The sequence below is a fragment of the Pseudomonas sp. GW823-FHT04A03 genome (genome assembly GCF_058796615.1).
This window is the reverse complement of the sequence record NZ_JBXAIV010000001.1, coordinates 486,717-509,217: the sequence shown is the minus strand read 5'-3', so window position 1 is coordinate 509,217 and position 22,501 is coordinate 486,717. Positions and strand designations below refer to the sequence as shown.

The window sequence follows — 22,501 nt, the reverse complement described above, 5'->3', positions numbered from 1 at the left end:
TTATTACAAGAAAAAGAATCCGGAGTGACAGCGTTATGAACAGCTTGCGCAGTGTGTCGATCAGCCGACGCTTGTGGCTCATCTTGATTGTGGCGGTAGTCATGCTGCTGACATTGGGCGTGTTGATGCTCAAGCAGATCCACGATGACCTTTACCACGCCAAGGCCCAGAAAACCCAGCATGTCGTGCAGACCGCCAGCGGTTTGCTGACCTACTACCAAGGCCTCGAAGCAGCAGGAACCCTGACCCGCGATGTGGCGCAGAAACAGGCGCTGACCGCGATTCGTGGCCTGCGTTATGACCAGAATGATTACTTCTGGATCAACGACCTCACGCCCGTGATGGTCATGCACCCGACCAATCCGAAGCTTGAAGGCCAGAACCTTTCGGCGATCCGCGACCCGGACGGCTTTGCGGTGTTCAACGAAATGGTCGCCATCGCCAAGGCCAAGGGCGCCGGCATGGTGGATTATCGCTGGCCCAAGCCCGGCGCCAGTGAACCGGTGGCCAAGACTTCCTATGTGAAACTGTTCGAGCCGTGGGGCTGGGTGATTGGTTCGGGCGTGTACGTCGACGATGTGCAGGCCGAGTTTCAGGGTCAGGTGATCAAGGCGTCGGTGGTCGGGCTGGTCATCGCGGTGATCATGGCCCTGCTGGTGATCCTGATTGCCCGCAGCATCGTCCGTCCGTTGCAGGAGACCGTGAACGCCATGGCCAACATCGCCAGCGGCGAGAGCGATCTGACCCGCAGCCTCGACACGCATGGCCAGGATGAAGTCACCCAGTTGGCCCATCACTTCAATGCCTTCACCACCAAGCTGCGCCGGGTGATCGCTGACTTGCAGGTGTCCGCCAGTGCCTTGGGCCAGTCGTCCAGCGAACTGGGCAATGATGCGGCGCAGGCCCAGCAACGCAGCCAGCAGCAGTCGCAGCAGATGGAACTGGTGGCCACTGCAGTCAACGAAGTGACCTACGGCGTGCAGGACGTGGCGAAGAACGCCGAACATGCCGCCAGCGAAATGCGTGACGCCGAGGCCCAGGCCCAGCAAGGCCAGGTGAATATCGACAGCAGCCTGCAACAGATCGACAAGCTGTCCGGCACCATCGATCAGGCCGTCGAAGTCATCCGCACTCTGGCGACCGAAAGCACGCAGATCGGCAGTGTGCTGGAGGTGATTCGCTCGATTGCCGAGCAGACCAACCTGCTCGCCCTCAACGCCGCGATTGAAGCAGCCCGCGCCGGTGAACAGGGTCGCGGTTTTGCCGTAGTAGCTGACGAAGTGCGTTTGCTGGCACAGCGCACGCAGAAGTCCACGGCGGAAATCCAGACGATGATCGAGCGCCTGCAAAATCATTCCGAAGCCGCCGTGAAAGTGATCGGCGACAGCAGCAAGGCCTCGCAACTGACCATCGAGCAGGCCGGTCTGGCCAGCGCGAGCCTGAACGCCATCGGCCAGGCACTGCGCAACCTCAATGGCCTGAACGCCTCGATTGCCAGCGCAACGCTGCAACAGGCGCACGTGGTCGAAGACATCAATCAGAACGTCACCCAGGCGGCGGGTTTGTCCCACAGCACCGCGCTGGCGGCCGAACAGTCGAGCCTGGCCAGTGTGCACCTGGGCGAGCTCAGCGAGCAGTTGAACGGTTTGCTGCGTCAGTTCCGCGTCTGATAGCCCTTGCAGGTGGGAACGCGTTTCCCACCTGTTTTTCGGTACAATCCGCTCCCTCTTCTATTCCCCCCAAGGATCCTGCATGTCCGGGCTTGAACTGTTTGCCGCCGCTCTCGGTGTGATCGCCGTGTGGCTCACGGTCAAACAGAATCCGTGGTGTTGGCCGATCGGGCTGGTCATGGTGTCGCTCTACACCTGGGTCTTCTTCGAAGTGAAGCTGTATTCGGACATGCTGCTGCAGGTGGTTTATGCCGGGCTGCAAGTCTATGGCTGGTGGCAATGGACGCGGGCCGGGACGATGCATGACGGGCGCGAGGTCACCCGGCTAGACAATCGCTCGATTGCGCAGGGCTTGGCCATCGGCGCGGTGGGCAGTCTGCTGCTGGGCGCTGCGATGGCCCATTGGACCGACGCGGCACAACCGTGGCTCGACGCGGCGCTGACCGGTTTCAGCCTGGTCGCGCAATTCTGGATGGCCCACAAACGCCTGCAATGCTGGGCGCTGTGGTTCGTGCTGGATGTGATCTTCGTCGGGCTGTTCCTCTATAAAGGGCTGTACCTGACGGCGGCGCTGTATGCCTTGTTCACCCTGATCGCGGTGCAAGGGTGGCGCGAATGGCGTGCCGATCCGGCGTTGCAACGATGAAAGTAATCGTTCTGACCGGTCCCGAGTCCACGGGCAAGAGCTGGCTGGCAGCCGGAATTCAACAACGGTTCGGCGGTCTGCGGGTCGACGAGTATGTGCGTTGGTTCATTGAGCAGAACCCGCGGGATACGTGCCTGGCCGATATTCCCGAGATCGCTCGCGGCCAGTTGCGATGGGAAGATGAAGCACGCGCGCAGCAACCGCGATTGCTGATACTCGATACGCATCTGTTGAGCAACATCCTGTGGAGCCAGACCTTGTTCGGCGACTGCCCGGCCTGGCTGGAAACCGAGCTGCTGGCGCGTCATTACGACCTGCACCTGCTGCTCTCCCCCGAGCAGATCGAATGGACGGACGATGGTCAGCGCTGCCAGCCCGACTTGAATCAACGACTCGCGTTCTATCAGGCCACTCGGACCTGGCTGCAAACCCATCATCAACCCTTGCAGATCATTCAGGGCAACTGGGCCGAACGCCAGCATCAAGCCTTCGAAGCGGTTCGAGCGCTGCTTGCGGACTGACCCGGCTTTCGGGGCGCTTGACCCGCAGATCCCCCTGTTTTGGGGCCAAAGTGTCCATTCCTGAAACACTCCCGCGAGTGCAAAGTGCCCGTCTCAGGCCCCTTCATCTCTTTGTCACGCGACTTGTTACGAAGTTGAAACACCTGCGCGCAAACCCTTGTTCCAGAGCTTTGCAATGGCTTTGGGGGGCTGGGAAGCCCCTGGCTTGTTTCAACGTTGAAACAGTATTTGTATCAGCTCTGCGCTAATCCAGTTCAACTCGCTGAAATACAACGATATTTAAAAAGCGGCACAGCTTTCGCTCTCTCCTTCACAACGCTGACCAGGCCCAGCCCACTGAAGAAGGAATTGCCGCCGTGGGGAATATCAATAAAGCCTTTACCTGCCTTCTGCTGATCGGATCAGCCGCCAGCCCGTTTCTCAGTTTCAACGTTCAGGCCGAAGGCAATGGCGTGATCGTGCTCAATCGTGACGTCCAGCCGATCCCGATCGGCCGCAGCGGCGGCAAAGACCCCTATCCGACCACCGTCAATGCCAACCCTTCGGGCCGAATCGATCAAGCGATGACCAGCACCGAACTCAACGACGGTGAATTTGCCAGTGTAGCCAGCGGCTCCTCGATTCGCGGCAGCATCACCACCCCGACCTCAAACATTCCCGGCATGAACACCGTGACCAACCCGAATGGTCTGCCTGGCATGGGAGGCGGTCACGGCGGCGGTGCCGGCGGCTCGATCTCCAATACCGTCAACCGAGCCATGAGCTCCGGCCTTGCTCCTCTGACCCGCATGGCTGGAGGCCAATAAATGAATCGCTCTCTGCTCCTGCTCGCCCTCCTCGGCTGCACCAGCGTCATGGCCGACCCAAGCTCTGTGAACAACGCAAGCATTCAGGAAACCGGCATCCAGTATCGCGGCAACTACAACGTCAACCAGGCGGCCGGCGACCAGATGCAACAGACCAACACCAAAGCGATCGCCATTGGCACCAATGCCAGCGCGACCACCAGCGTCATCCAGCACATCAACACGCCTGCCGACCGCACTGGCAATGCCAGCGCCACCATTGGCGGCAACTCTTTCACCAATGGCAACGGGATCCTGGGCGTGAACCAGGGCGCCGGGGCCAATAACCAGATGGCCAACGTTACGCGCGTCAGCATCAGTGCTGCCCCGCAGAGCGTTGACGATAGCGCCCTTTCCCAACAGAACGTGGCGTTGTTACCGAGCTCAGGAGCAACTGGTACCTCACCCGGCAGTCGCCAGGTCACGACAAGTGACCAGGCCTTCACCGGCAGCCGAGGGGTAATCCAGGTGAACCAGAGTGCCGGGGTGGGGAACCGAATGGCTAACACCCTGAGCATCCGGGTCGCAGACTGACCCAAACAAAAAGCAGTGCAATTAGAAAGTACCAACACTTAACCAACTAATAAGCACGGAGAAACACCATGAAACCTACAATGGCCCTCAAACCACTGGTTTTCGCACTCGCAGCAGTGATGGCAATCGCAGCACAGGCAGGCGGTCGTGATGATGACAATCACGGTCATGGTAACGGGCACGGCAATGGTCATGGCAACCATGAACCAAAAGGCCCAACCCTGGAACAACTGCTGCAAATCGGCGCTGGCGCCGGCGCAGCAGTGCTCGACACTCAAAACAGCGATGGCAACCTGGTTGGCAACCAAGGCACCAAAAATGATGCCTCGGTTCGCGACTCGGCCAACGGCACCAACGGCAACGTTGGCATGAACAACACCGCCGGCGATGGCAACCAGCAAGACAACGCTGCTGCTCTGGCAACTGCCGACGAAAGCTTCATCTTCGGCTCTGCGGTGTCTGTGTCCAGCGCTACTCAGGTCAACAACAACAACGCTGTTGCGAACTACTCCACCACCAACAACGCCAACCTCAACAACGTGGGTAACGGCGGTTCCGGCAACATTGGCGTGAACAACAGTGCCGGTAACTTCAACCAACAGAAAAACAACCTGGCAATTGCTGTATCGGGTGGTCGTGTAGCTAACGCCGCTGCTGCTGCGAACCAAAGCTCCACTGGCCTGACTGTCGCCAACAACGGCACTCAAACCTGGAAAAAAGACACCCTCACTGGCACTGTTGCCGCCGTCGGCGTGTTCGGCGCCGTGGGTGAAGCTACCATCAAAGATGACGATCACGGTCACGGCGGTGGCGGTTATGGCAACAACGATCGTGGCCACGGCGGAAACGGCGGCGGCAAAGATCAAAAAGCCACCTTCGAAGCTGTGGGCGTCTTCGGCCTGGCAGGTGTGACCACTCAACAAGTGATGACTCCTGATGGCTGGAAAAACCCTGTGACCAACAACGCTTCTATCTCCAACGTTGGTAACAACTTCTCGGGTAACGCTGGTTACAACAACGCTGCTGGTGTTGGCAACCAACAAAGCAACTCGCTGTCCATCGCCGCAGGTTGCAAAGCCTGCATGTAATCGCGATCGAAACGAAAGCCCCGGAAACGGGGCTTTTCCTCAGTCCGCAAAGGCGTATCGATCATGCGTAAGACTGCCCTCCTCGCTCTGCTTTGCTTCTGTGGCCTGACCCAGGCTGCCCAGATGCCCGTTGCCGCCTTGCCTGGCGGCACGCTTGTCTACAAGAACGTGCAAAGCATTCGTGAGCGCAAGTTTGCCGACATCGTCGAACAGAAAACCGACTTCAGCTGCGGCGCCGCCGCGCTGGCGACGGTATTGCGCCAGGCTTATTGGCTCGACGTCGATGAGGAGCACATCATCAAAGGCATGCTGGTCAACGCTGACCAGGACCTTGTTCGTACTCAAGGTTTCTCCATGCTGGACATGAAGCGCTACATAGAAAGCATCGGCATGCGCGCCAGAGGCTACAAGATTCCGCCGGAAAAACTCGACGCAGTCACGATCCCGGTGGTGGTACTGATGGAAATTCGCGGCTACAAGCATTTCGTGGTGATGCAGCGGGCGGACAAGGATTGGGTTTACATCGGAGACCCGGTTTTAGGACACAAACGCTACTCCCATGATGACTTTGTCAAAGGTTGGAACGGCATTGTCTTTGCCATCGTCGGCCCCGGATACGACAAGGCCAATGCCTTGCGCAGCCCTCCGGTACCGGTGACGGCCAAAAACAAGCTGGATGCCTTCAACCCGGTCAAAGATGCTGAATTGATGGACTTCGGGTTCATACAGAGCGACTTCTTTTAATCGCCGATTACAAGAGTGGGGCTGGATGTCCCGGGAGCAGCAGATGAAAACCTCATACTGGCTGGCCGCCGCCTGCCTGGCAGCGAGCGCGTCAGGCTATGCCAATGCAGGATTCAAACCCATCGAAATCAAGGACCAGGAGCTCGCTGAGCTACGCGGTCGCTATGTCATGCCGGGCCGGATCATCAGCTTCGGTGTCGTCATGAGCAGTACCTGGCGCAACGCCAGTGGAGATCTGATCGGGGCCTCGGCCACGATGCAATTGCAGGCAGCTTCGGTAAAACCCGAATTCTATGTCTCGACCATCAAGGAACACGGCAATGGCAGCACCCCGGAACTGGGGACTGGCTCGGTCGTGGGTGGCGCGGGACTCAACTCCAGCCAGGGCGTGACGCAGAGTGTGCGCGCCGCTGGCGACGGCAACGCCGCCTACAACAACGTTGCGATCAACGTCAAAGAAGCCAGTCAGGCCCCTGCCCTCGTGCCCACCCAAGGCCAGGCCTTGATGTCCGGCCAGACCATTTCCGGCAGCAACGGCGCCGGCAGCGTCGCGGTTTCGGCCACAGGCGGCGGTGTACAAATGGCCATTCAGGCCTCCGGCAATCAGGGTACAGCCTTGCAACAGGTCGCCCAGGGCGGACTGCTGCAAAACACCCGTTTGCTGGGTAACGCGAACGTAGTCAACAACCTGACACAACTCAACGTTGTCCTTAACAATAACGGCATGAGTGCCGGCGCACTGGACTGCAACCTGACTCAACTCAGGGCACTACGCAACATCGGATATTGAACTACGCTGAGTCTCGATCATTGGGCTTAAAGGGACGGCTTATTCATGTATCGATCAGTATCACTGCGTGCCGCTGTATGTTTGAGTACTCTTCTACCCGCGGCGATGCTGCAAGCAGCACCTGACGCAGATGTAGAAGCCCTGAAACAGGAACTTCTGGAGCTTAAGCAACGATACGAAGTACAACAAAAAGCCTTGGCGGTGCTCGAACAACGGGTCCGCCAGGTCGAAGAACAACCCGCCTCCCCACCCCCAAAACGCCTGGCCAAATCGCCTTCGGACATGAAAGGCAACCGGGTCGCCACCGGCACCGGGGCTGCAGCAGCGTCGGGGGGCGCTGCCGGGGGTAGTGGTGCATCCTATGGCCAGTCGCTGGCCGACGATTCGCAACCGGCGCAGAGCGTTTCCAACCTGTACGACGAAGCCAGCGGCTTCTTTGGCGGCGGCAAGTTCAGCTTTGAAACCGGCGTGACCTATTCACGCTACGACACCCGCCAGCTGATCCTCAACGGCTTCCTCGCACTGGACTCGATCTTCCTGGGCAACATCAACCTCGACCGGATCAAGGCCGATACCTGGACCCTCGACCTGACGGGACGCTACAACTTTGACAACCGCTGGCAGTTCGACCTGAACGTGCCTGTCGTGTATCGCGAATCGACTTATCAATCGGGCGGCGGCAACGGCGGCGCATCCAACGTCACCACCGAACAGGACGTCAGCCGCGATCCGACCATCGGTGACGTCAACTTCGGCATTGCCTACAAGTTCCTGGACGAGTCGGTCAACACCCCGGATGCCGTGGTTTCCTTGCGGGTCAAGGCGCCTACGGGCAAGGATCCGTTCGGGATCAAGCTGCGCCAGACCGATGCCAACTCGAACCTGTTCGTGCCTGACACCCTGCCCACCGGCAACGGCGTCTGGTCGATCACCCCGGGCATCTCGCTGGTCAAGACGTTTGACCCGGCCGTGCTGTTCGGCAGCTTGTCCTACACCCATAACTTCGAGGAATCGTTTGACGACATCAGCTCGACCGTCAACCAGAAAAACCCGGGCAAGGTACGCATCGGCGACAGCTTCCAGATTGGCGCAGGTGTTGCCTTCGCGCTGAACGAGAAGATGAGTATGTCGTTCTCCGTATCCGACCTGGTGCAACGCAAGAGCAAGCTGAAACAGGATGGCGGGGATTGGGAATCGGTGGTGTCCAGCGACGCCAACGCCGGTTACTTCAACGTCGGCATGACCATTGCGGCCACCGACAACCTGACCATCGTGCCCAACCTGTCCATCGGCATGACGGACGATGCCCCGGATTTCTCCTTCAGCCTGAAATTCCCGTACTACTTCTAAACCGCAACATCATAAAAAGGCCCGCTGCGACTTGCATCGCAGCGGGCCTTTTCAGCTTCCTGTCTTCAGGAAGCGCCGCGCCCTAGCGGATCTGGTGCTTGTGCAGCAAACGGTAGAAAGTCGGCCGGGAAACCCCCAGCACCTTGGCAGCAACGCTGAGATTGTCGCTGTGCCGGTTCAACACATCGCACAACGCTTGGCGTTCGGCACGGGTCTTGTAGTCTTCAAGCGTACCCATGGGTGTCGCGATCGACTGCTGGCTGATCAGCCCCAGGTCACGGGCCTCGATCTGCCGCCCTTCGGCCAGCACCAGGCCCCGGCGCACGCGGTTGGCCAGCTCGCGGACATTGCCCGGCCAGTCGTGCTTGCCCATGGCGATCAGCGCGTCTTCACTGAAACTGCGCGGACGACGGCCGGTTTCGTGGCTGTAGAAATGGGAAAAATGGTTGGCCAGCATCGACAGGTCGCCGTGGCGCTCGCGTAACGGCGCGGTCACCACCTGCAAAACGTTCAGACGGTAGTACAAGTCTTCGCGGAAGCGCTTTTTCTCGATCGCCGCCTCAAGGTCGACGTGCGTTGCCGCCAACACCCGCACATCCACCGGGATCGGTTGACTTCCGCCGACCCGTTCAATGTGTTTTTCCTGAAGAAAGCGCAGCAGATTGGCTTGCAATTCCAGTGGCAGATCGCCGATTTCATCGAGAAACAAGGTGCCGCCATTGGCCGCTTCAATACGCCCGACCTTGCGCTGATGAGCGCCGGTGAACGCGCCTTTTTCATGACCGAACAGCTCGGACTGGATCAAATGCTCGGGAATCGCCCCGCAGTTGATCGCCACAAACGGTTTGCTGTGCCGTTGCGACTGCCGGTGCAGGGTACGGGCGACGAGCTCCTTGCCGGTACCGCTTTCGCCGCGGATCAACACCGGCGACTCGGTGGGCGCCAGTTTGCTCAGCAGCTTGCGCAGCTCGCGGATCGGCTTGCTGTCGCCGAGCAACTCATGTTCCGGCTGATCGACGTGAATCGTGCCCTGACCGCGCAGGCGCGCCATGCCGAACGCGCGTCCGAGGGTGACCTGCACCCGTGACACGTCGAACGGCAAAGTATGGAAATCGAAGAACCACTCGCAGACGAAATCGCCAACGTTCTGCAAGCGCAGCACCTCCTGATTCAACACGGCGATCCACTCAGTGCCGCTGCGACTGATCAGCTCTTTGACTGCCTCGGGACGTTCCAGGTGAAAAGGCTGTAAACGCAACAGGCCGACATCGCAACTTCGGTCGGCGGCATTTTCCAGGCTACAACTGTCGACGTCCCAACCCACGGCACGTAAACCCGGGAGCAATCGGTGACAGTCGTCGCACGGGTCGACGACCAATAAACGTCTTAATGCAGGCGCTTCGCTCATGACTGTTCCTTGGCGCCAAATTTTAGGAAATGATCGTAAAAACAGTCATTTGGCAAACCTGACTGTTACATTAGCAAGAATTTGACGGCGTCTTGTATCGATTGCTTATAGGTGTACAAGTGAACCAGTTATAAGAAACTGCTTTATTAGTTAGCTATCGACTTGATTCTTTCGCCAGGCTTTCAAAACCTGTCTGAATATTGAGTGTATGAAAGAAAGTCGAAATTTCTTCAGATTCTGTGTGACCCGCCAGCGGGTTGCGTGCATCAGTACAAGTAACTCGCCGAACGGTAAGCCCAACCGACGGCACATCACTTGATTGGGCACTAATAGAGAGAAGACCCCATGACCGCCCCGCTCCGTATCAACGAAGCTCTTTTGATTGCCAACCGCGCATTTAAACCTTTTCAATGCGTCGCCTGGGCCCCACAAGACGGCAATGGCGAACTGAGCCTGACCGTTATCGACCGTACCAACTCTCACATCGGTCGCACCCAAATCCCAAGCAGCGCCTACTCCGATCCGGCGCAACTTGAACACCTGCTGCAACAGGCTCGCGCCGAACTGAGCGAAGAAGGCTACGCGTTGCAATCCTGGTCGATGCCACACTGATAACTGCGGGCAATGCGGATGACGCTCAAGTCATCCGCCCTCTTCTGTTAGTTTCGGATCTTTTTCCAACTTCAGTCTTTTTTGTACAACTTTCCTCAATACTTTCGCGCCTGAATGCTTGGCAGGCTTGCGACTGGTTCAAAAAGACACTGTTCTGGCACAGTGCGACCCTCCACCTGTTAGTTATGTCAGTTGTACTTGCGCGTATTCAGGGATTGAATGTTTCGCTCATGCAGTTACCCGATCCGCCTCCCGGAAATCGGTCGACTCGCAAGGAGAAGCATGCATGTCATCCCAGATCGCCATAGCGCTGCCGACGCTAGCGAATAACCCCGGACAACTCGACAAGACGTTTTCCAGCAACGGTGTGGCGCAGGTTTACTTCGCCGGCAGTACATCCAGCCTTACCCAGAGCGTGGCGCTCGATGCGCAAGGTCGAACTCTGGTCGCTGCCAAGGTGGGCACTGCGCAAGGCAGTCGTTTCGGCCTGGCACGTCTGCTCGAAGACGGCTCGGCAGATCTGGGGTTCGGTTTTCAAGGAAGCGTCATCGGCCGGTTCGCCGCCGGTTTTGAAGCCACGGGCAGCAAGGTTCAAGTCTTGCCCGACGGGCGGATTCTGCTGGCGGGTCTGCACTATGAATCAGAACATTGCACTCTGCCCGCGCTGGCGATGTTCGATGCACAGGGTCGACCTGACCCGGATTTCGGTGACAACGGTCAGAAAATCGTCCATCTGCCCGGCGACCTTTCCATGGGCACCCGTGACGCCTGGTTGCCGCCGGGTGTTCCGGGCGCCGAAGCCTGTGATTTCGCAGTACAGCCGGACGGGCATATCCTGCTGATTGCCAATCACCACCGCGCCCTCGCCGATCACGTCGGCATGCTGATCCGCCTCAAACCCGACGGCTGCCTGGATCCCTCCTTCAACGGTCGCGGTTTCGTCATGGTTCGCCACTTGCTGCTCAATACCTGGCTCGGCGGCCTGCTGTTGCAAGAAGACGGAAGAATCGTGGTGGCCGGCTCCATCGATTTCCCACAGGAAGGCCTGCTCGCCCGCTACCTGCCGGACGGGCGACTCGACGAACGTTTCGCGGTAGACGGTTTCATGGCCTTCAAAGTCCAGGGACGCAGTGCGCTGGTCAATCAAGTCATCGAATCCGCAGAACATTTGCATTGTTTTGGCAGCAGTCGCGATCCGATTCGATGCATGGCCCAGTCGGTCCATGGCAACGGTCGCCCCGACCTGCACTGCAACGGCGGTCAGCCGCACCTGCTGGAAATCGGCCCCAGCGGCTGTCAGTGGAGTGCAGCGCAAGTGATGCCGGACGGTCGCATCATTGCGGTCGGCGCGACGATCGGCGGAGTTGAAGCCGATTTCATTGTCGCCCGTTATCTGGTCAACGGCAGCCTTGACCGAAGCTTCGGGTCGGGTAACGGCTGGTTGCGCACGCGACTGGGGCGCAGCCTCGATACCGCTACATCAGTGGCGATCCAGCCGGGTGGCGAAATTCTGGTGGGCGGTTATTCGCTGGATGGCAACTACCGTGCAGTGGTCGCGCGTTATCTGAATCACTGATGCGATCCTTCCCACACTTGATCTTGCCCATCGCTTACGGCAACTTGCGCGCTTCTTAAAACAAGGAGCAACCGATGTCCGGTTCGATGGCCCAGGCGTTCGCGCACAATTTTCTCGGGCATTCGCCCCGCTGGTACAAGGCGTGCGTCGTCGGGTTTCTGATTCTCAACGCGCTGGTGCTGTGGACCGTAGGCCCGGTCGCGGCCGGCTGGTTGTTGGTGATCGAGTTCATTTTCACCCTGGCCATGGCGCTCAAGTGCTACCCGCTGATGCCTGGCGGCTTGCTGCTGATCGAAGCGCTGCTGCTGAAAATGACCACGCCCCAGGCGCTGTATGAAGAGCTGCAGCACAATTTCCCGGTGATTCTGCTGCTGATGTTCATGGTCGCCGGCATCTACTTCATGAAAGACCTGCTGCTGTTCCTGTTCTCGCGCCTTTTGCTGGGCGTACGTTCGAAGGCGCTGCTGGCCCTGATGTTCTGCTTTTTGTCGGCGTTTCTTTCGGCGTTTCTCGATGCGTTGACCGTGACCGCAGTGATCATCAGTGCCGCCGTGGGCTTCTATTCGGTCTACCACCGGGTGGCCTCCGGCAACGATCCTCGACAGGACAGCGAATTCAGCGATGACCAGCATTTGCCTCAACTGCATCACGAGGACCTGGAGCAGTTTCGCGCCTTCCTGCGCAGCCTGTTGATGCACGGCGCCGTCGGCACCGCATTGGGCGGCGTCTGCACCCTGGTTGGCGAGCCGCAAAACCTGCTGATCGGCCACGAGATGGGTTGGCACTTTGCCGAATTTTTCCAAAAAGTCGCACCGGTTTCCCTGCCGGTTATGGTCGCGGGCCTGGTGACCTGCATCTTGCTGGAGAAACTGCGCTGGTTCGGTTACGGCACGCTGCTGCCGGACAACGTACGCGCCGTGCTGGCCAACTACGCCGCTGAAGACAACGCCGAGCGCACCCCGCGCCAACGTGCCGCCCTGTTGGTGCAAGGCTGCGCTGCGCTGATCCTGATTGCCGGGCTGGCGTTCCATATTGCGGAAGTCGGCTTGATCGGCCTGATGGTGATCGTGCTGATCACGGCTTTCACTGGCATCACCGACGAGCACCGACTGGGCAGCGCCTTCAAGGACGCCATGCCGTTCACCGCGCTGCTGGTGGTGTTCTTTGCTGTGGTTGCGGTGATCCACGACCAGCAACTGTTCGCGCCGCTGATTCAATGGGTGCTGGCATTGCCGGCCGATCAACAGCCGGGGATGCTGTTCATCGCCAACGGCTTGCTGTCGGCGATCAGTGACAACGTGTTCGTTGCAACGATCTACATCACTGAAGTGAAGCAGGCATTCCTGTCCGGCCACATGAGCCGTGAGCATTTCGAGACACTGGCAATTGCGATCAATACCGGCACCAACCTGCCGAGCGTGGCGACGCCCAATGGTCAGGCGGCGTTTCTGTTTCTGCTGACGTCGGCGATTGCACCGCTGGTGCGCCTGTCCTACGGGCGGATGGTGTGGATGGCGTTGCCTTACACCGTGGTGATGGGATTGCTCGGCTGGTATGCCGTGAGTTACTGGTTGTAGAAACAACAACGGGAGCCCTGGGGCTCCCGTTTTTTTATGCCTCGATCAACGCGGCAGGATGTACTTTTCGATCGCCTGCGACACGCCATCCTCGGTGTTCGGCCCGGTCACCACGTCGGCTTGACGCTTCACCGCATCCTCGGCCTGCCCCATGGCAATCGACAAACCGGCAACATGGAACATCGCCGGATCATTGCCGCCATCGCCAATCGCAGCGGTCTGCGCCAGCGGCACGCCCAGGTGTTCAGCTAGCGTGACCAGCGCTGAGCCTTTGTTGGCCTCGACCGCCGTCACATCCAGATACACCGGTTGCGAGCGCGACACCTGCGCCATGCCCTCGACCTTCGGCAGCAACTGCGCCTCCAGTTCGATCAGCAGATCCGTGTTGTTGCTGGTCGCGACGATCTTGTCGATACGCTCGAGATACGGCTCGAAGCTATCCACCACCACCGGCGGATAACCGAGCCCGTGCTGCTCGCGCGGCACCATCGGCCCGTGCGGATCCTTGAGCAGCCAGTCGCCGCCGCTGAACACCCAGATCTCTACATCCGGCTGATCGGTGAACAGCGCCAGTGCGGTCAGCGCTGCGGTCGCGGGCAGGTAATGAGCAACCAGAATGCTGCCATCCGGATTGACGATCGTGCCGCCATTGAACGCCGCCGTCGGCAGATCGACGCCAAGGGCTTCGATCTGTTGCAGCATGGCCTTGGGCGGACGCCCGGTGGCCAGGCTGAACAACACGCCCGCCTCGCGCAGTGAACGAACCGCATCAATCGTGCGCTGGCTCAGGCTGTGATCGGGCAGCAACAGCGTGCCGTCCATGTCACTCAACAGAAAACGGATCGGCTCGTTCATCCGAGACCATGCCAGACGCGACCATCGCGAGTCAGCAGGTCATCGGCAGCTTTCGGCCCGTCTTCGCCGGCGGCATAGCTCTGCACACTCGCGTCCTGTTGCCAGGCGTCGAGGAACGGCTGCACCGCGCGCCAGCCGTTCTCGATGTTGTCAGCGCGCTGGAACAGCGTCTGGTCACCGGTCAGGCAGTCGTAGATCAGGGTTTCGTAGCCGGTGGACGGCTGCATCTCGAAGAAATCCTTGTAGGCGAAGCCCAGCTCGATGTTGGCCATGTTCAGCGCCGGCCCCGGCCGTTTGGCCAGCAGGTCGAACCACATGCCTTCGTTGGGCTGGATCTGGATACGCAGGTAGGTCGGCTGCAATTCGTCGACCTCGGTATCGCGGAACTGCGCATACGGCGCCGGTTTGAAGCAGATGACGATCTCGGTGTCGCGCACGCTCATGCGTTTGCCGGTGCGCAGGTAGAACGGCACGCCGACCCAGCGCCAGTTGTCGATCATCACTTTGAGCGCCACGTAGGTTTCCGTGGTGCTTTCGGGGGCGACGTTGTTCTCGTCGCGATAACCGGCCACCGGTTTGCCGGCGACTTCACCGGCGCCGTATTGGCCGCGCACCGAGTTTTCCCGTGCTTCTTCGGTAGTCCACGGCCGGATCGCACCGACTACCTTGGCCTTCTCGCCCCGCACCGCATCGGCGCCGAACGCAGCCGGCGGCTCCATCGCGACCATGGCCAGCAACTGAAACAGGTGATTGGGCACCATGTCCCGCAGGGCGCCGGTGTGTTCGTAAAAACTGCCACGGGTTTCGACGCCGACGGTTTCGGCGGCGGTGATCTGCACGTGGTCGATGTAGTGATTGTTCCAGAACGCTTCGAACAGGCTGTTGGAGAACCGGCTGACCAGAATGTTCTGCACGGTTTCCTTGCCCAGATAATGATCGATCCGGTAGATCTGCTTTTCCGACATGACCTTGAGCAGGCAGGCGTTCAACGCCTCGGCGGTCTGAAGGTCGGAGCCGAACGGTTTTTCGATTACCACCCTTCGGAACGCTTCCGGGGTTTCTTCGAGCAACCCGGCGCTGCCGAGACGGCGCACCACTTCGCTGAAGAAACGTGGCGCGGTGGCCAGATAGAAAACCGCATTGCCAGTGCCGCTGTCGGCGATTTTCGCCGCCAGGGCTGAATAGGTGCTGTCGTCCAGGAAGTCGCCCTGGACGTAGCTGATGCCTTTGGCGAGCTTGGCCCACAAGGCCGGATCAAGCATCTGATCGCCCTTGCCGACTTTCGCTGCCACTTCGGTGCGGATGAAGTCTTCGAGCTTTTGCGCGAAGGCTTCATCGGTGATGGCGTTGTGGTCAACGCCGACGATCCGCAGGCCATCATCCAGCAGGCCGTCGCGACTCAGGTTGTACAGCGCCGGCATAAGCAGGCGCTTGACCAGATCACCGTGGGCGCCGAACAAAAACAGCGTGGTCGGTGGTGCGGGTTCTGCCTTGGATTTCCTGCGGATCGTATGGGTCATTTCTTCGGAGTCTCCACATGGCCGCCGAAGCCGAAGCGCTGGGCCGAAAGAATCTTGTCGCCGAAAGTGCCCTGACCGCGCGAGCGGTAGCGCGAGAACAGCGAGTTGGACAGCACCGGTACCGGCACCTTTTGTTCCATTGCCGCTTCGATGGTCCATTGACCTTCGCCGCTGTCGGCCACGGAGCCGGAGAAACCGTCGAGTTTCGGGTCGACCGCCAGGGCATCGGCGGTCAGGTCGAGCAGCCACGACGACACCACGCTGCCACGACGCCAGACTTCGGCGATGTCGGCCACGTTCAGGTCAAAACGCTGGTCTTGCGGCAGAAGCTCGCTGGACTTGGTCTTGAGGATGTCGAAGCCTTCGGCGAAGGCCGCCATCATCCCGTACTCGATCCCGTTGTGGATCATCTTCACAAAGTGACCGGCACCGGCGGGACCTGCGTGGATGTAGCCGTGCTCGGCACGGTGGTCATCGGACTTGCGGTCCTTGGTGCGCGGGATGTCGCCCATGCCTGGCGCCAGCGCGGCGAACAGTGGGTCGAGACGCTTAACGGTCTCGGCATCGCCGCCGATCATCATGCAGTAGCCGCGTTCCAGGCCCCAGACGCCGCCGGAGGTGCCGACGTCGATGTAGTGCAGGCCTTTCTCGGCCAGGTTTTTGGCCCGGCGGATGTCGTCCTTGTAGTTGGTGTTGCCGCCATCGATGATGGTGTCGCCCGCCTCGAGCAGGTTGCTCAGGGTTTCGATGGTGTCTTCAGTCGGTGCGCCGGCCGGCAGCATGACCCACACCGCACGCGGCTTGGCCAGGCCTGCGACCAGTGCAGGCAGGTCGGCGACGCCGGTAGAGCCCTCGGCGGCCAGGGTGTCGACAAAGGCGGTATTGCGGTCGTAAACAACGGTGGTGTGACCGTTGAGCATCAGACGTCGCGCAATATTGCCGCCCATGCGGCCCAGTCCAATAATCCCGAGTTGCATGTGCTGATGCTCCTTACTACAAATAAAAGTGTGTCAAAGGTATAGCCCAACGCGACTAATGGAGGTTAGTCCAGAGCGTCGGGTTGAAGTTTCCGTGCATTGTGCCCGATCCAGACTGATAACGTCTGGAAACGTGCCGAAGACACAACGACCATGAAAAATAAAAAAGTTCCAATCACGAGCAAAAGAAATCAAAATCGGCGCCGATAGCAGGTCAAGGCCCGAAACCGGGGCTGATCTGCAGTTGAGACACGCCATTTGCGAGGTGAGCAATGGGCACAGTACACACAGCAATGCCGCCACAAACCCTGTACGTCACCATCCGTCGCGATGAATTGCGACAGTTGAAAGATGAACGCGATCAGCTCAAGCAGGAACTCGCGCAATTGCGCCTGCTGACCCAGGGCGCCGAGCCACAGCCCTTGCCGCGCGTACAGCGCTCGCCCCACGCCTGATCTCCCCGCCCGCTTCGGGAGCGGCCATTGCCGTTCCCGACATGCTGCACCTCTGGCCTTTTACGGCAACTAACAAAGTTTTCACATTCGCTTGTTGATACTCCGGCGCATTCTGGCCGTGCGTGTGTGCGCATGGCCTCCGTTCGTCGGGTTCATGCGCCGGTTGCATGAGGCGCCCGGCACTGGATGTGACGACTGAGCTGGAGTGCTGAATGGCGGTGTTCAAACGCAGCAATACGCCTGCGACTGGTTTTGACTGGGCCGGTTTTATCTGGCTGTTCGTGTTCTTCTGGTACTTCTCCGGTATCACCCAACTGCTGATCCAGTTGACGGGCACCTCAGGGTTCACCGGGTTTCGCCAGGCCTTCGTGATGAGCGCCGTGTGGCTCGCGCCGATGCTGCTGTTCCCCAAACGCACCCGTCTGCTCGCCGCGCTGATCGGCGTGGTGCTGTGGGCCTGCTCGATGGCCAGCCTGGGTTACTTCTTCATCTATCAGCAAGAGTTTTCCCAGAGCGTCATCTTCATCATGTTCGAGTCGAACGTGTCCGAAGCCGGCGAGTACATGACCCAGTACTTCGCCTGGTGGATGGTTCCGGCGTTCCTCGCACACACTGCGTTCGCGTACTTCCTGTGGACCCGCCTGCGTCCGGTGTACCTGCCCCGTGGCCGGGCACTCGTCGCCGCCATGGCGATTCTGGTTGCCGTGATCGGTTATCCGCTGGTCAAGCAGACAATGCGCACGGGCAGCTTTGCTGGCGGTTTCGAGAAATTCGAGACCCGCATCGAGCCGGCCGTGCCGTGGCAGATGGCCGTGGCTTATCACCGCTATCAGGACACCCTGGCCGACATGCAGGGCATGCTGCACAGCGCGAGCAAGATTCCGCCGCTGAAAAACCTCAAGGACTCGGGCGCCAACCAGCCGGCGACCCTGGTGCTGGTGATCGGCGAATCCACCAACCGCCAGCGCATGAGCCTCTACGGCTACCCGCGCAAAACCACGCCGGAACTGGACAAGCTCAAGGATCAGCTGTCGGTCTTCGACAACGTCATCACCCCGCGCCCGTACACCATCGAAGCGCTGCAACAGGTGCTGACCTTCGCCGACGAAGAAAACCCGGACCTGTACCTGTCCACGCCGTCGCTGGTCAGCATGATGAAACAGGCCGGCTACAAGACCTTCTGGATCACCAACCAGCAGACCATGACCAAGCGCAACACCATGCTCACGACCTTCTCCGAACAGGCCGACGAGCAGGTGTACCTGAACAACAACCGCAACCAGAACGCCGCCCAGTACGACGGCGACGTGATCGAGCCGTTCAACAAGGCCCTGGCCGACGCGGCACCGCGCAAACTGATCGTCGTGCATCTGCTCGGGACGCACATGAGCTACCAGTACCGGTATCCGCCGAGCTTCGACAAGTTCCAGGACCGCAACGGCGTTCCGGCCGGCGTGCGTGACGATCAGGTGCCGACCTACAACAGCTACGACAACGCGGTGCTGTACAACGATTTCGTGGTCTCGAGCCTGATCAAGGACTACGCCAAATCCGATCCGAACGGCTTTTTGCTGTACCTCTCCGACCACGGTGAAGACGTATTCGACTCCGTGGGCCACAGCACCCTGGGCCGCAACGAAAACAAGCCGACGGCGCCGATGTACACCATTCCGTTCATGGCCTGGGCCTCGCCAAAATGGCGTGAAAACCACGACTGGAGTTTCGCCGGGGATCTGAGCCGGCCGTACAGCAGCTCGCACCTGATCCACACCTGGGCGGATCTGGCCGGTTTGAGTTTCGATGAACTCGACCGCACCAAAAGCCTGGTCAGCGACAGCTTCAAGCCGCGTCCGCTGTTGATCGGCAACCCTTACGAACGCGAACAGCGGGCCCTGATCGATTTCAGCCTGATGAAACCGAAGAAACCCGCGACCACGACCACAGAAGTGGTTCTGCAGCAGTAACAAAAAAAGGGCCGGAAACGGCCCTTTTTTCATGTAATTGAAACATCCTCAAATAACAATATTTCTCGTTTGATACTAAATCGCACCGCTCGTCTTCGTCTTTGAGCAAACGGAATTTTTTCCCTCGAAGACAAGGAGTCGGCTGCGATGTTCGCGCCCATCACCCGTTCCATGACCCTCACCCTCGGTCTGTGCAGTGTTGCACTGAGCCCGGATCTGCTGGCTGAAACCGCCGCCGAAAAGCCGCCGGAGCCCGCCTCTACGGCACTCGAACTGGCCTCGACCAGCGTCACTGCCCAAGGCCTGGGCAGCAACACCGAAAACACCGATTCCTACACCACCGGCGCGATGAGCACCGCGACAAAGCTGAACCTGTCGATCAAGGAAACCCCGCAATCGGTGTCCGTGGTCACCCGCCAGCAGATGGATGATTTCAAGCTCGGTACATTGTCCGAAGCCATGAGCCAGACCACCGGCATCGTGGTGCAGCACAACGATTCGGATCGGGTCAGCTATTCGTCCCGCGGTTACTCGATCAACAATTTCCAGATCGACGGGATGCTGAACACCTTCAGCTACATGAAGAGCGATGCCGACACCATCATCTACGATCGTATCGAAGTGGTTCGCGGCGCCACCGGCCTGACGACCGGCGCAGGCGACCCCTCTGCCACCATCAACATGGTGCGCAAACGTCCCACCGCACAATGGCAGGCTCAGGCCGGCGTCAGTGGCGGCAGCTATGACGATTACTACAGCTACGTCGATGTCGGCGGTCCGCTGGCGTTCGACGGACGCCTGCGCGGGCGCAGTGTGCTGGCCTATCGCGACAGCGGTTCGTTTCGCGACAAGTATGCCCTGCAACGGGAAGTCGGCTACGGCATCCTCGAAGCGGATCTGACCGACTCCACCGTGCTGGCCGTCGGTTACGACTATCAGGACAAGCAGGTGCAGGGCACCTCATGGGGCACCACGCCGTACTGGAATGCCGACGGCAGCAAGGCCGGCCTCGGTCGCTCGACCAACATGGCGACTTCGTGGAGCTCCTGGCCGTTGCGCGACAAGACCGCGTTCGCCACCCTCGATCAGCAACTGGCGGCTGGCTGGCATTTGAAGGCGGCCTACACCCACCGCAAGAGCGACGGTGACGGCAAGGTCTACTACGCCGGCTCCGGTTACCCGGAGCCCGACCGCAGCGGCATGACCGCGACCATCGGCCACATGATCGGCGACCAGAGCATGCGCGCTTACGACCTCAATCTGGCCGGCCCTTATTCGCTGTTTGGCCGTGAACACGAATTGATGTTCGGCTACGGTGAAGCCGAGCGTCGCTCGAACGATCCGTACAACGTTGATGGCCCGCGCGCTTCCGATTACGAAAGCGTGCGCGACTGGAAATACATGGGCGGCATCAACAAGTACCCCGACACCACCACCAACCTGCCGAGCTTCAAGGACAGCACTCGGCAAAAGGCAGGCTACCTTGCCACGCGCCTGAGCCTGACCGATGAATTGCACGCCGTGCTGGGCAGTCGCTACGGTAGCTGGGAAGCCTCGAGCAAGACCTACGCCTACGATCAGAACCTGCAACTGACTGGCGTCGATGCCAGCAGCCAGAAACACAACGACATGTGGACGCCGTACGCCGGCCTGCTCTACGACCTGACGCCGGAATACACCGCGTACGTCAGCTACACCGACATTTTCAAACCACAGGGCGTGCGGGATGCCAGCCGCAAATACATCGATCCGGTGGTTGGCAGCAACTACGAAGTGGGGCTCAAAGGCAGCTTGCTTGAGGAGCGCCTGAACGTGTCCACCGCCGTGTTCTGGAGCAAGCAGGACAACGTCGCCGAGCTCGATGAGTCTGTGTTGCCCGATCCGAACACCGGCGAGCAGTTCTACAAATCCGGCGGCAAGGGCAATAAGGTCAACGGCTTCGAAGCCGAAGTCTCGGGCGAAATCCTCGACGGCTGGAACATGACCGCCGGCTACACCTACACCCACTCGCTCAACGGTGAGAAGCAGCGCAGCAACACCAATCAGCCGCTGAACCTGTTCCGCCTGTCCACGGCCTATCGCCTGCCGGGCAACTGGCATGCGCTAACCGTCGGCGGTGCCGTGAACTGGCAGAGCGATGTGTACGGCAATTCCAAACGGCCGATCGGGCGTGGCGCCAACGGCCGGATCATCACAGAACCTGCGCGCATTCGTCAGGAGGCGTACACCGTGGTCAAGCTAATGTCGCGCTACGAGTTCGACAAACACCTGTCGGCATCCCTCAACGTCGACAACCTGTTCGACAAGAAGTATTACGACAACGTCGGCTTCTACAACGGCGTGTTCTGGGGCGATCCTCGTACCGTGACGCTGAGCCTCGACTGGAAACTCTGACACCCTTCCCTTGCGACCTGCACGCGTCATTGACGCGTGCAGCGTTCGTCCGATACGCCGTGGAAACACCCGGTAAAACCTACACTGAACGAGCGTTAACCTCTCGTTAATGCCCTCGACGGACACTGCGCCCCGAGGACCAGATTCATGGACGAACGGCTCCGACATTTTTCGTAGGAGGCACCATGAAAACCACGACTGCAATCCTTGCCGGTCTACTCACCCTGGCATCCGCCAGCGCATTCGCCGAAGGCGGTGCCGAGCGCATGAGACATTACTGGGCCAATTTCCCGGTTCATTCCGCACAAAGTCAGCAGGCTGAGGCGAAGACCAATGAACTCAAGGTTCCGGACGACCAGACTGCCCAGGTCACCGAGTCCTATCGCCCTTGAGCGAACGTTTTACCGATGGACCTGCGATGGCTCCGCTCTGGCCCCGCAGATGACAGTTGGGCGCCCTTTCCGGGCGCCTTTTTTTATGCCTGCAGATCCTTGATCCAGAACAGCATGCGCCCGTGACTGGGGTCGAACATGCCCGGCGCGAAGCCGAATTTGGCGTAGGAATTTTGCGCCACGGCGTTGCCTTCAAGTACTTCCAGGGTGATCTTGCAGCACCCGCGCTGACGAGCGATGTCCTCGACCTTGCGCAGCATTTTCTGACTCAGCCCCAAACCTCGAAACTTCGTCACCACCGACACGTCATGCACATTGACCAGCGGTTTGCAGGCAAACGTGGAAAACCCTTCAAAACAGTTCACCAGCCCTGCCGGCTCGCCACCGACAAACGCCAGGACGCTGAACGCGTGGGGCCGCTTGGCCAGTTCGGCGGGCAGTTGCTGCAACAGTTCGGGGGCAATCGGATGGCCGCCGCCCATCGGGTCTTCGGCGTAATGATTAAGCACCACACCGATGGCCTCGGCATGCACCGGGTTGGTGTAACTGGCTTGAAGCACAAGAATTTCTGCGGAATCCATTT

At 59.6% G+C, this 22,501-nt stretch carries 21 protein-coding genes; 16 read left to right on the top strand and 5 right to left on the bottom strand.

The genetic code is table 11. The features are described from left to right. The first annotated feature begins 35 nt into the window (after positions 1-35). The 9 genes from AC1Q9F_RS02185 to fapF all read left to right on the top strand — a co-directional run bounded on the left by AC1Q9F_RS02185 (position 36) and on the right by fapF (position 8,188). Entirely contained in the window at positions 36-1,670 is a 1,635-nt protein-coding gene (locus tag AC1Q9F_RS02185) for a methyl-accepting chemotaxis protein (protein ID WP_492619124.1), read from the top strand. Between the two features lie 82 nt (positions 1,671-1,752). Beyond that, positions 1,753-2,316 (top strand): nicotinamide riboside transporter PnuC, encoded by a 564-nt coding sequence (gene pnuC, locus AC1Q9F_RS02180; protein WP_492619125.1) that lies wholly within the window; start codon positions 1,753-1,755, stop codon positions 2,314-2,316. Continuing rightward, the gene (locus AC1Q9F_RS02175; protein WP_207982630.1) at positions 2,313-2,837 is read left to right on the top strand and encodes an AAA family ATPase; all 525 of its coding nucleotides are present in this window, start codon (positions 2,313-2,315) and stop codon (positions 2,835-2,837) included. The genes pnuC and AC1Q9F_RS02175 overlap by 4 nt, the downstream gene beginning before the upstream one ends. A 356-nt stretch (positions 2,838-3,193) precedes the next feature. Continuing rightward, a complete protein-coding gene (gene fapA, locus AC1Q9F_RS02170) occupies positions 3,194-3,643 on the top strand; it encodes a functional amyloid chaperone FapA (RefSeq protein WP_179695100.1) in 450 nt (149 codons plus the stop codon). Beyond that, positions 3,644-4,216 carry a fibril amyloid subunit FapB gene (gene fapB, locus AC1Q9F_RS02165; protein WP_492619126.1) on the top strand — a complete coding sequence of 191 codons (573 nt, stop codon included), beginning with the start codon at positions 3,644-3,646 and terminating at the stop codon, positions 4,214-4,216. A 68-nt stretch (positions 4,217-4,284) separates the two neighbouring features. Next, positions 4,285-5,304: an amyloid-like fimbrin subunit FapC gene (gene fapC, locus AC1Q9F_RS02160; protein WP_207982628.1), complete on the top strand. Its 1,020-nt coding sequence runs from the start codon at positions 4,285-4,287 to the stop codon at positions 5,302-5,304. A gap of 63 nt (positions 5,305-5,367) precedes the next feature. After that, a complete protein-coding gene (fapD, locus tag AC1Q9F_RS02155) occupies positions 5,368-6,048 on the top strand; it encodes a fibril amyloid maturation endopeptidase FapD (RefSeq protein ID WP_007957477.1) in 681 nt (226 codons plus the stop codon). 43 nt (positions 6,049-6,091) lie between these two features. After that, the gene (gene fapE, locus AC1Q9F_RS02150) at positions 6,092-6,838 is read left to right on the top strand and encodes a fibril amyloid subunit FapE (RefSeq protein WP_207982627.1); all 747 of its coding nucleotides are present in this window, start codon (positions 6,092-6,094) and stop codon (positions 6,836-6,838) included. A 45-nt stretch (positions 6,839-6,883) separates the two neighbouring features. After that, on the top strand, positions 6,884-8,188 hold the full coding sequence (fapF, locus tag AC1Q9F_RS02145; protein ID WP_085603928.1) for a fibril amyloid transporter FapF: 1,305 nt from the start codon (positions 6,884-6,886) through the stop codon (positions 8,186-8,188). An 82-nt stretch (positions 8,189-8,270) separates the two neighbouring features. Here fapF and AC1Q9F_RS02140 read toward each other — a convergent pair whose 3' ends face one another. Then, positions 8,271-9,596, bottom strand: coding sequence for a sigma-54 dependent transcriptional regulator (locus AC1Q9F_RS02140; RefSeq protein WP_096820316.1), 1,326 nt, complete (start codon positions 9,594-9,596; stop codon positions 8,271-8,273). 345 nt (positions 9,597-9,941) lie between these two features. On the opposite strand from AC1Q9F_RS02140, the gene AC1Q9F_RS02135 reads away from it, so the two are divergent. The 3 genes from AC1Q9F_RS02135 to nhaB all read left to right on the top strand — a co-directional run bounded on the left by AC1Q9F_RS02135 (position 9,942) and on the right by nhaB (position 13,361). Continuing rightward, on the top strand, positions 9,942-10,208 hold the full coding sequence (locus AC1Q9F_RS02135) for a hypothetical protein (RefSeq protein WP_085683766.1): 267 nt from the start codon (positions 9,942-9,944) through the stop codon (positions 10,206-10,208). 286 nt (positions 10,209-10,494) lie between these two features. Next, on the top strand, positions 10,495-11,784 hold the full coding sequence (locus AC1Q9F_RS02130) for a hypothetical protein (protein WP_492619127.1): 1,290 nt from the start codon (positions 10,495-10,497) through the stop codon (positions 11,782-11,784). Positions 11,785-11,858: 74 nt separating this feature from the next. Further along, positions 11,859-13,361 carry a sodium/proton antiporter NhaB gene (nhaB, locus tag AC1Q9F_RS02125; protein ID WP_492619128.1) on the top strand — a complete coding sequence of 501 codons (1,503 nt, stop codon included), beginning with the start codon at positions 11,859-11,861 and terminating at the stop codon, positions 13,359-13,361. A 45-nt stretch (positions 13,362-13,406) separates the two neighbouring features. On the opposite strand, the gene AC1Q9F_RS02120 is transcribed toward nhaB, so the two are convergent. Genes AC1Q9F_RS02120 through gnd form a run of 3 tightly spaced genes read right to left on the bottom strand, consistent with a single transcriptional unit; the run spans position 13,407 to position 16,713 of the window. Then, positions 13,407-14,216 (bottom strand): HAD family hydrolase, encoded by an 810-nt coding sequence (locus AC1Q9F_RS02120; protein ID WP_492619129.1) that lies wholly within the window; start codon positions 14,214-14,216, stop codon positions 13,407-13,409. Next, positions 14,213-15,736 carry a glucose-6-phosphate dehydrogenase gene (gene zwf / locus AC1Q9F_RS02115; RefSeq protein ID WP_207982623.1) on the bottom strand — a complete coding sequence of 508 codons (1,524 nt, stop codon included), beginning with the start codon at positions 15,734-15,736 and terminating at the stop codon, positions 14,213-14,215. Before zwf ends, AC1Q9F_RS02120 begins: the two co-directional genes overlap by 4 nt. After that, positions 15,733-16,713 (bottom strand): phosphogluconate dehydrogenase (NAD(+)-dependent, decarboxylating), encoded by a 981-nt coding sequence (gene gnd / locus AC1Q9F_RS02110; protein ID WP_207982622.1) that lies wholly within the window; start codon positions 16,711-16,713, stop codon positions 15,733-15,735. The genes zwf and gnd overlap by 4 nt, the downstream gene beginning before the upstream one ends. A gap of 272 nt (positions 16,714-16,985) precedes the next feature. Between gnd and AC1Q9F_RS02105 the strand changes: the two genes are divergently transcribed. The 4 genes from AC1Q9F_RS02105 to AC1Q9F_RS02090 all read left to right on the top strand — a co-directional run bounded on the left by AC1Q9F_RS02105 (position 16,986) and on the right by AC1Q9F_RS02090 (position 21,918). After that, positions 16,986-17,168, top strand: a complete 183-nt coding sequence (locus tag AC1Q9F_RS02105) for a DUF6026 family protein (protein WP_007957508.1) — start codon at positions 16,986-16,988, stop codon at positions 17,166-17,168. A gap of 212 nt (positions 17,169-17,380) precedes the next feature. Further along, positions 17,381-19,132: a phosphoethanolamine transferase CptA gene (locus tag AC1Q9F_RS02100; protein ID WP_207982621.1), complete on the top strand. Its 1,752-nt coding sequence runs from the start codon at positions 17,381-17,383 to the stop codon at positions 19,130-19,132. Between the two features lie 147 nt (positions 19,133-19,279). Further along, a complete protein-coding gene (locus tag AC1Q9F_RS02095; protein WP_492619130.1) occupies positions 19,280-21,526 on the top strand; it encodes a TonB-dependent siderophore receptor in 2,247 nt (748 codons plus the stop codon). Positions 21,527-21,711: 185 nt separating this feature from the next. Continuing rightward, a complete protein-coding gene (locus AC1Q9F_RS02090) occupies positions 21,712-21,918 on the top strand; it encodes a hypothetical protein (protein ID WP_085603949.1) in 207 nt (68 codons plus the stop codon). Between the two features lie 83 nt (positions 21,919-22,001). Here AC1Q9F_RS02090 and AC1Q9F_RS02085 read toward each other — a convergent pair whose 3' ends face one another. Then, entirely contained in the window at positions 22,002-22,499 is a 498-nt protein-coding gene (locus tag AC1Q9F_RS02085; protein WP_007957513.1) for a GNAT family N-acetyltransferase, read from the bottom strand. Between the last annotated feature and the right edge of the window lie 2 nt (positions 22,500-22,501).

What these genes read in the sequence shown, in the direction of transcription:
- pnuC (WP_492619125.1), top strand. Translation starts at nt 1,753, where the DNA reads ATGTCCGGGCTTGAACTGTTTGCCGCCGCTCTCGGTGTGATCGCCGTG.
- AC1Q9F_RS02090 (WP_085603949.1), top strand. Translation starts at nt 21,712, where the DNA reads ATGAAAACCACGACTGCAATCCTTGCCGGTCTACTCACCCTGGCATCC.
- fapB (WP_492619126.1), top strand. Translation starts at nt 3,644, where the DNA reads ATGAATCGCTCTCTGCTCCTGCTCGCCCTCCTCGGCTGCACCAGCGTC.
- AC1Q9F_RS02085 (WP_007957513.1), bottom strand. Translation starts at nt 22,499, where the DNA reads ATGGATTCCGCAGAAATTCTTGTGCTTCAAGCCAGTTACACCAACCCG.
- zwf (WP_207982623.1), bottom strand. Translation starts at nt 15,736, where the DNA reads ATGACCCATACGATCCGCAGGAAATCCAAGGCAGAACCCGCACCACCG.
- AC1Q9F_RS02185 (WP_492619124.1), top strand. Translation starts at nt 36, where the DNA reads ATGAACAGCTTGCGCAGTGTGTCGATCAGCCGACGCTTGTGGCTCATC.
- AC1Q9F_RS02135 (WP_085683766.1), top strand. Translation starts at nt 9,942, where the DNA reads ATGACCGCCCCGCTCCGTATCAACGAAGCTCTTTTGATTGCCAACCGC.
- fapE (WP_207982627.1), top strand. Translation starts at nt 6,092, where the DNA reads ATGAAAACCTCATACTGGCTGGCCGCCGCCTGCCTGGCAGCGAGCGCG.
- AC1Q9F_RS02105 (WP_007957508.1), top strand. Translation starts at nt 16,986, where the DNA reads ATGGGCACAGTACACACAGCAATGCCGCCACAAACCCTGTACGTCACC.
- fapC (WP_207982628.1), top strand. Translation starts at nt 4,285, where the DNA reads ATGAAACCTACAATGGCCCTCAAACCACTGGTTTTCGCACTCGCAGCA.
- AC1Q9F_RS02130 (WP_492619127.1), top strand. Translation starts at nt 10,495, where the DNA reads ATGTCATCCCAGATCGCCATAGCGCTGCCGACGCTAGCGAATAACCCC.
- AC1Q9F_RS02175 (WP_207982630.1), top strand. Translation starts at nt 2,313, where the DNA reads ATGAAAGTAATCGTTCTGACCGGTCCCGAGTCCACGGGCAAGAGCTGG.
- gnd (WP_207982622.1), bottom strand. Translation starts at nt 16,713, where the DNA reads ATGCAACTCGGGATTATTGGACTGGGCCGCATGGGCGGCAATATTGCG.
- fapD (WP_007957477.1), top strand. Translation starts at nt 5,368, where the DNA reads ATGCGTAAGACTGCCCTCCTCGCTCTGCTTTGCTTCTGTGGCCTGACC.
- AC1Q9F_RS02120 (WP_492619129.1), bottom strand. Translation starts at nt 14,216, where the DNA reads ATGAACGAGCCGATCCGTTTTCTGTTGAGTGACATGGACGGCACGCTG.
- AC1Q9F_RS02140 (WP_096820316.1), bottom strand. Translation starts at nt 9,596, where the DNA reads ATGAGCGAAGCGCCTGCATTAAGACGTTTATTGGTCGTCGACCCGTGC.
- AC1Q9F_RS02100 (WP_207982621.1), top strand. Translation starts at nt 17,381, where the DNA reads ATGGCGGTGTTCAAACGCAGCAATACGCCTGCGACTGGTTTTGACTGG.
- AC1Q9F_RS02095 (WP_492619130.1), top strand. Translation starts at nt 19,280, where the DNA reads ATGTTCGCGCCCATCACCCGTTCCATGACCCTCACCCTCGGTCTGTGC.
- fapF (WP_085603928.1), top strand. Translation starts at nt 6,884, where the DNA reads ATGTATCGATCAGTATCACTGCGTGCCGCTGTATGTTTGAGTACTCTT.
- nhaB (WP_492619128.1), top strand. Translation starts at nt 11,859, where the DNA reads ATGTCCGGTTCGATGGCCCAGGCGTTCGCGCACAATTTTCTCGGGCAT.